General features: G+C 49.5%; 5 protein-coding genes. All 5 read left to right on the top strand.

From position 1 onward, the window contains the following. The first annotated feature begins 151 nt into the window (after nucleotides 1–151). The gene (locus RM811_RS03615; RefSeq protein WP_402520850.1) at nucleotides 152–1474 is read left to right on the top strand and encodes a dicarboxylate/amino acid:cation symporter; all 1323 of its coding nucleotides are present in this window, start codon (nucleotides 152–154) and stop codon (nucleotides 1472–1474) included. 127 nt (nucleotides 1475–1601) lie between these two features. Further along, a complete protein-coding gene (gene thiE / locus RM811_RS03610; RefSeq protein WP_402520848.1) occupies nucleotides 1602–2282 on the top strand; it encodes a thiamine phosphate synthase in 681 nt (226 codons plus the stop codon). A 67-nt stretch (nucleotides 2283–2349) separates the two neighbouring features. Then, entirely contained in the window at nucleotides 2350–3633 is a 1284-nt protein-coding gene (hemL, locus tag RM811_RS03605; protein WP_402520846.1) for a glutamate-1-semialdehyde 2,1-aminomutase, read from the top strand. Nucleotides 3634–3768: 135 nt separating this feature from the next. Next, entirely contained in the window at nucleotides 3769–4416 is a 648-nt protein-coding gene (locus RM811_RS03600; RefSeq protein ID WP_402520844.1) for a hypothetical protein, read from the top strand. 214 nt (nucleotides 4417–4630) lie between these two features. Next, nucleotides 4631–4876 (top strand): IS3 family transposase, encoded by a 246-nt coding sequence (locus tag RM811_RS03595; RefSeq protein WP_402520852.1) that lies wholly within the window; start codon nucleotides 4631–4633, stop codon nucleotides 4874–4876. Nucleotides 4877–5164: the final 288 nt, after the last annotated feature.

Raw genomic sequence — 5164 nt, 5'->3', positions numbered from 1 at the left:
GCAAATATCTTCTAAAATAATGAGTTAGCATCAGAAAGCACCAAAATTAATGCTTCTTCGGGAACTTGTTCCTGATAAAACGTTCAAAGTATGTATTGGGGGGCATTGGTCAGGAGCCGTTTCACTTTTACCTATTATGAGTGGAGAGTGTATGATGCAGAAAAATTTAGCCCCTCAGATTCTGGTCGCCCTGATACTGGGCATGGTCGCTGGTATCACAATCCAGCTGGTTGCTTCACCAGACGGTATCCTTCAGGAATACCTGGTCAATGGCCTCTTTCACGCCGTCGGCGTGATGTTCGTGGCAATGATAAAAATGCTGGTTGTCCCCCTGATTTTTGTCTCCATTGTCCACGCGGTCTGTAGCCTGAAGGACATTACCCAGGTGGGCCGACTTGGCGTTAAAACCTTTGGTATTTTTATTGGCAACACAGTGCTTGCCCTCATCTCTGCCATTGTTATCACGTTGTTGATTGCCCCTGGCACCGGTGCCAATCTCGGCCACGTTGACCAACTGGTTCGATCTGGTCAGTCTGAACTCCCTTCACTGTTGAGCATGATTATTGATGTCGTGCCGGTGAACCCTTTTCAGGCGGTGGTAGAAGGCAACATCCTGCAGATCCTCTTTATCGCCATCATTACCGGTATTGCCATAAAGAAACTGGAAAACCATGAAACTCACAGCGTCAGTAATGTTTTTTCCCTGGCGAACAGTGTCATGATGAAGCTGATTGGCATCGTCATGAGCGTCGCTCCCTATGGTGTATTTTTCCTGACCGCCAAACTGGCCGCCACATTAAACGGCAGCAGCATCTTAAGTGTATTTTCCTATGTTTTAACCTGCCTGTTTATCATGAGCCTGTGGTTATTTGTCATTTATCCAGTATTTATCGGGCTGGTGATCAAGCGTTCCCCTATGGTGTTTATCCGCCATACCCGTGAACAGGTGATGTTTGCTCTCTCGACCGCCAGCTCCAATGCCTCTATTCCTATTACTTACCAGACACTGATCGAAAAATTCAAAGTCCCTGAGCATATTGCCGGTTTCACCGTTCCCCTGGGAGCCACAATCAATATGTCTGGCTCTGCTATTTACATGACGGTTGCGGCTATTTTTGTTGCCAATGCCTGGCATGTGGATCTGACCTTGATGGAACTCGTCATGATGAGCTTCACTACGTTTCTTCTGGCTGTCGCTACCGGAGGTATACCTGGCGGTGCCGCTGTCTCTACCGGTGTACTGCTGCACTCCATGGGTCTTCCTGTTGAAGCCATGGCCATTGTTCTCGCCACCGACCGGATTACCGATGCTGGCTGTACCGTCACCAATGTGGTTGGTAATACCGTTGCAGGTATTCTCTGTGCAGTTGGGGAAACAGCTCCGGAAACAGTTGAAGAAACGGCATCAGAAGAAACGGCAGCAGAAGAAAAGAAAGTGGCTGCCGCTTTACAGGGGAATCAGGACGTGTGCTAGAGAACGTACTCCGGGTTCTCTCTCAGTATGATAAGAAGCTGGTCTCATGGTTAATAATAAACGTCCCTTAAAGACAGGGACAATAAACTGGTATACTCTGCCGATTATTTAATGGTGGGTATAGACCATGCATAGATTTCACGGCCTGTACGGTGTTACCGATAGTCAGCTGCAACCCGATGACAGAATTCTGATCGAAACGGTAGAGCAGGCTTTGATGGGCGGTATGAAGATACTTCAGTACCGTGATAAAAGTCTGGATAATGGCAAAAGGCTACGACAGGCTGGCGCCCTGAAAGTCCTCTGCCATCACTACCAGGCCATGCTGATTATCAATGATGATATTGAACTGGCTATGGATGTAGAAGCAGACGGTGTCCACCTCGGCCAGCAGGATGAAAACCTTGCCTCTGCCAGAGAGCGGCTGGGTGATTACGCCATGATCGGTATCAGCTGTGAAAACTCCCTGGAAAAGGCAAAGGCAGCCGTAGAGCAGGGTGCCAATTACATTGCCTTTGGTAAATTCTTCCCTTCCCGCACCAAGCCAGATGCAAAAAATGCAGATCTGTCCATTCTCTCAGAAGCCCGGCAAATGTTTGATCTTCCCATCGTCGCCATTGGTGGTATCACGATGGAAAATGCTTCCGATGTAATTACTGCCGGTGCAAATATGGTAGCTGTCGTCAACAACCTGTTTGCGGCACAGAACATTCGGGAACGGTCCGAGAGTTTTATGGCACTGTTCAACGACAACAGCCCTGAGCACAACAACAGCCCTGAGCACAACAACAGCCGTAAAGCCGTATAAAACTCATTCGAAATCGCAAAATAAACTCGAGTTTAATCTGCACAGCATACATTAAGGAATTGCCACCATGTCTCGTTCTGAAGAACTTTTTGCAGATGCCCAGACGGTCATTCCCGGAGGGGTAAACTCTCCGGTTCGAGCTTTTAAAGGTGTTGGCGGTAAGCCCATCTTTTTCAAAAAAGCCCGGGGCGCGCATCTCTATGATGTGGATGGCAAGGAATATATTGATTACATCGGTTCCTGGGGCCCCATGATTCTTGGACATAACCATCCCGATGTCATCGCCGCTGTGCGGGATCAGGCACTGGCAGGTTTGAGTTTTGGTGCGCCTACCGAGCTGGAAACCCGACTGGCTAAAATGGTGCGTGAGCTGGTGCCGTCCATGGAGCTTCTGCGCATGGTCAACTCCGGTACCGAAGCCACCATGAGCGCCATTCGTCTGGCCCGTGGTTTTACCGGCCGTGACCTTATTGTCAAATTCGAAGGCTGCTACCATGGCCACTCTGACTCCCTGCTGGTAAAGGCCGGTTCCGGAGCCCTGACTCTGGGTGTGCCCAACTCTCCGGGCGTACCTGCTGTCCTTGCGGAAAAAACCATCACCCTGACCTACAACAATCTTGTCGAGGCTGAAGAGACCTTTAAGCAGATCGGTGATGAGATTGCCTGCATTATCATTGAGCCCGTTGCTGGCAACATGAACTGCATTCCACCCGCACCCGGCTTTCTGGAAGGGCTGCGAACACTTTGCGATAAACACGACACAATACTTATATTTGATGAAGTGATGACGGGTTTCCGTGTTGCCCTTGGCGGTGCCCAGGCGTATTACGATGTGAAGCCTGACCTGACAACACTGGGTAAAATTATTGGCGGTGGTCTGCCCGTGGGCGCCTTTGGCGGACGCAGAGACATTATGGAACACCTTGCACCACTGGGGCCTGTGTATCAGGCTGGAACACTGTCCGGGAACCCTCTGGCAATGGCTGCGGGTCTGGCAACCCTGGAAAACCTCTCAACTCATGGTTTCCACGGAGCACTCACTGAAAAGACCGCGGCACTGTTGAAAGGTTTACAGGAAAAAGCCGAGGTAGCAGGCATACCTTTTACCACCTCCCAGGTAGGCGGCATGTTTGGTCTATTCTTCACCGATCAAGGCGATGTGGACTGCTTTTCCAAAGTTATGGCCTGTGATACTGATCGCTATGCTAAATTTTTCCATGGCATGCTGGATAATGGCGTGTATCTGGCGCCCTCAGCATTTGAGGCAGGATTCATGTCCATAGCCCACGGTCAGGCAGAACTGGATGCCACACTCAAGGCCGCAGAAAAAGCATTTGCCCAACTAGATTAAGAAACCGTAGTCCGCTATCCGTAGTCCGTTGTCCGAAAAAGCGCATGTAACGCCCGCTCTTTCGGACTACGGATCACGGCCCACGGACCACGGTCTTTTAACATTCTTACCACTTAGTTCAATGGTTACACTGCCTTGCAAACAATGAGTTCCCTGGCCATTTCTGATGCTGTACTGGCATTTTCCTGTCTATTCTCCGTTTTTCTGATGGCTCAGAAAAAGGCGTTTTCTGACGTCCATCGCCTATCGGCCACCGCTGCGCTCATGGGCTTTCTGTTAATGGCACTGGCATCCATTACTGGCAGCCTGCGTTATGGCATTTCCAGTGTCTGGACCGAACCTCATGAGATGCTGGCCAATGCCGCCATGTTTCTTGCTCCACCGCTCACCGGGATTGCCACCTGTCTTGGTGTAACCGTCAGCAGCTGGAGCCGTGCCGCCTGGGGCAGGCTGATACTGGGCGTTTGCCTTGCCTATGAAGTGTGTCGCTGGTATGGGGTGGATATCATATATCGGGATATACAGATGGCATTATTACTTTTATTTGCCCTGTATCTGCTGATTCGTTCCTCATTAGAACCCGGCCCCCGATGGTTAATTATTGGTTCCATCGCCAGTTATTTCACCGGAGTCCTGATCATTGGCACAGAAGGAACTCTGGCAGGCTATCTCAGGCTGGATCTGTTCCGCTACCTGATTGGTCTCGGTAACCTGCTACTGGGCAGCGGACTTTATTTTATTTTCAAGAACCGTTATTCAAATACCGATCAGACACCAGCCTGATCCTGAGCACCCTCAGGTTTAAAAAGGCGGCAGCCTTTATGCCCTGGGGGTATTCTTTGCGCGAGAAAGTCTCTGAGATTCAAATTCATCAGAGATTACGTGGAGAGCTTCAGCATCGCAGCTATGTGCAGGGTTATGTCCGTATCCAGCACTGGCTATTATGAATGGCTCTCTCGGCCTGAATCCAAGCGATCTCAGGAAGACCAGGCATTGAATACCCGAGGGCATAAAGGCAGAAATCAGAGTTATACACGAGAAAAGTCGTAAAACTTATGGCGAACGTCGTATCAAAGACGACTTGGCTGATATGGGAAAGAATGTTTGTCGCCAGAGAATTAACCGACTTATGAAAGAGGAAGAACTGGCTTGTAAAACGAAGCGTAGATTCAAGGCAACAACTGACTCACGGCATAATAAGCCAGTGGCGGATAAACACGACGGCAGTAGCTGTAGCCAATAAAAATGCCCGTATTGCCTGGGCCGTGTTAACCAAGAAAGAGCCGTATAAGGCGGCTGCATGAGCACTACAAATATCAATTAATTAAACATTTGTCGTTAGATAAGAAAAGCAAAAGCGGTTAATCAGTGTACTCTCGTAAAAAAAGAGTGCAACGAGTTGCGTGGATAAAGTTCAAATGATGGCGTAAAAGGTAAGACCTGCATTCCCTTAAACCTGACCGGGGTCAGGGCCCGTAGAGGCCGAAGACCTGATGAGGTGGGAGTGAGCAGATTCCATCAGGGCCAGAGG

This window comes from Endozoicomonas sp., from assembly GCF_031844845.1.
In the GTDB taxonomy this organism is placed as follows: Bacteria; Pseudomonadota; Gammaproteobacteria; order Pseudomonadales; family Endozoicomonadaceae; genus Endozoicomonas.
The sequence above is the reverse complement of the archived record's forward strand: the minus strand, read 5'-3'. Positions and strand labels throughout refer to the sequence as shown.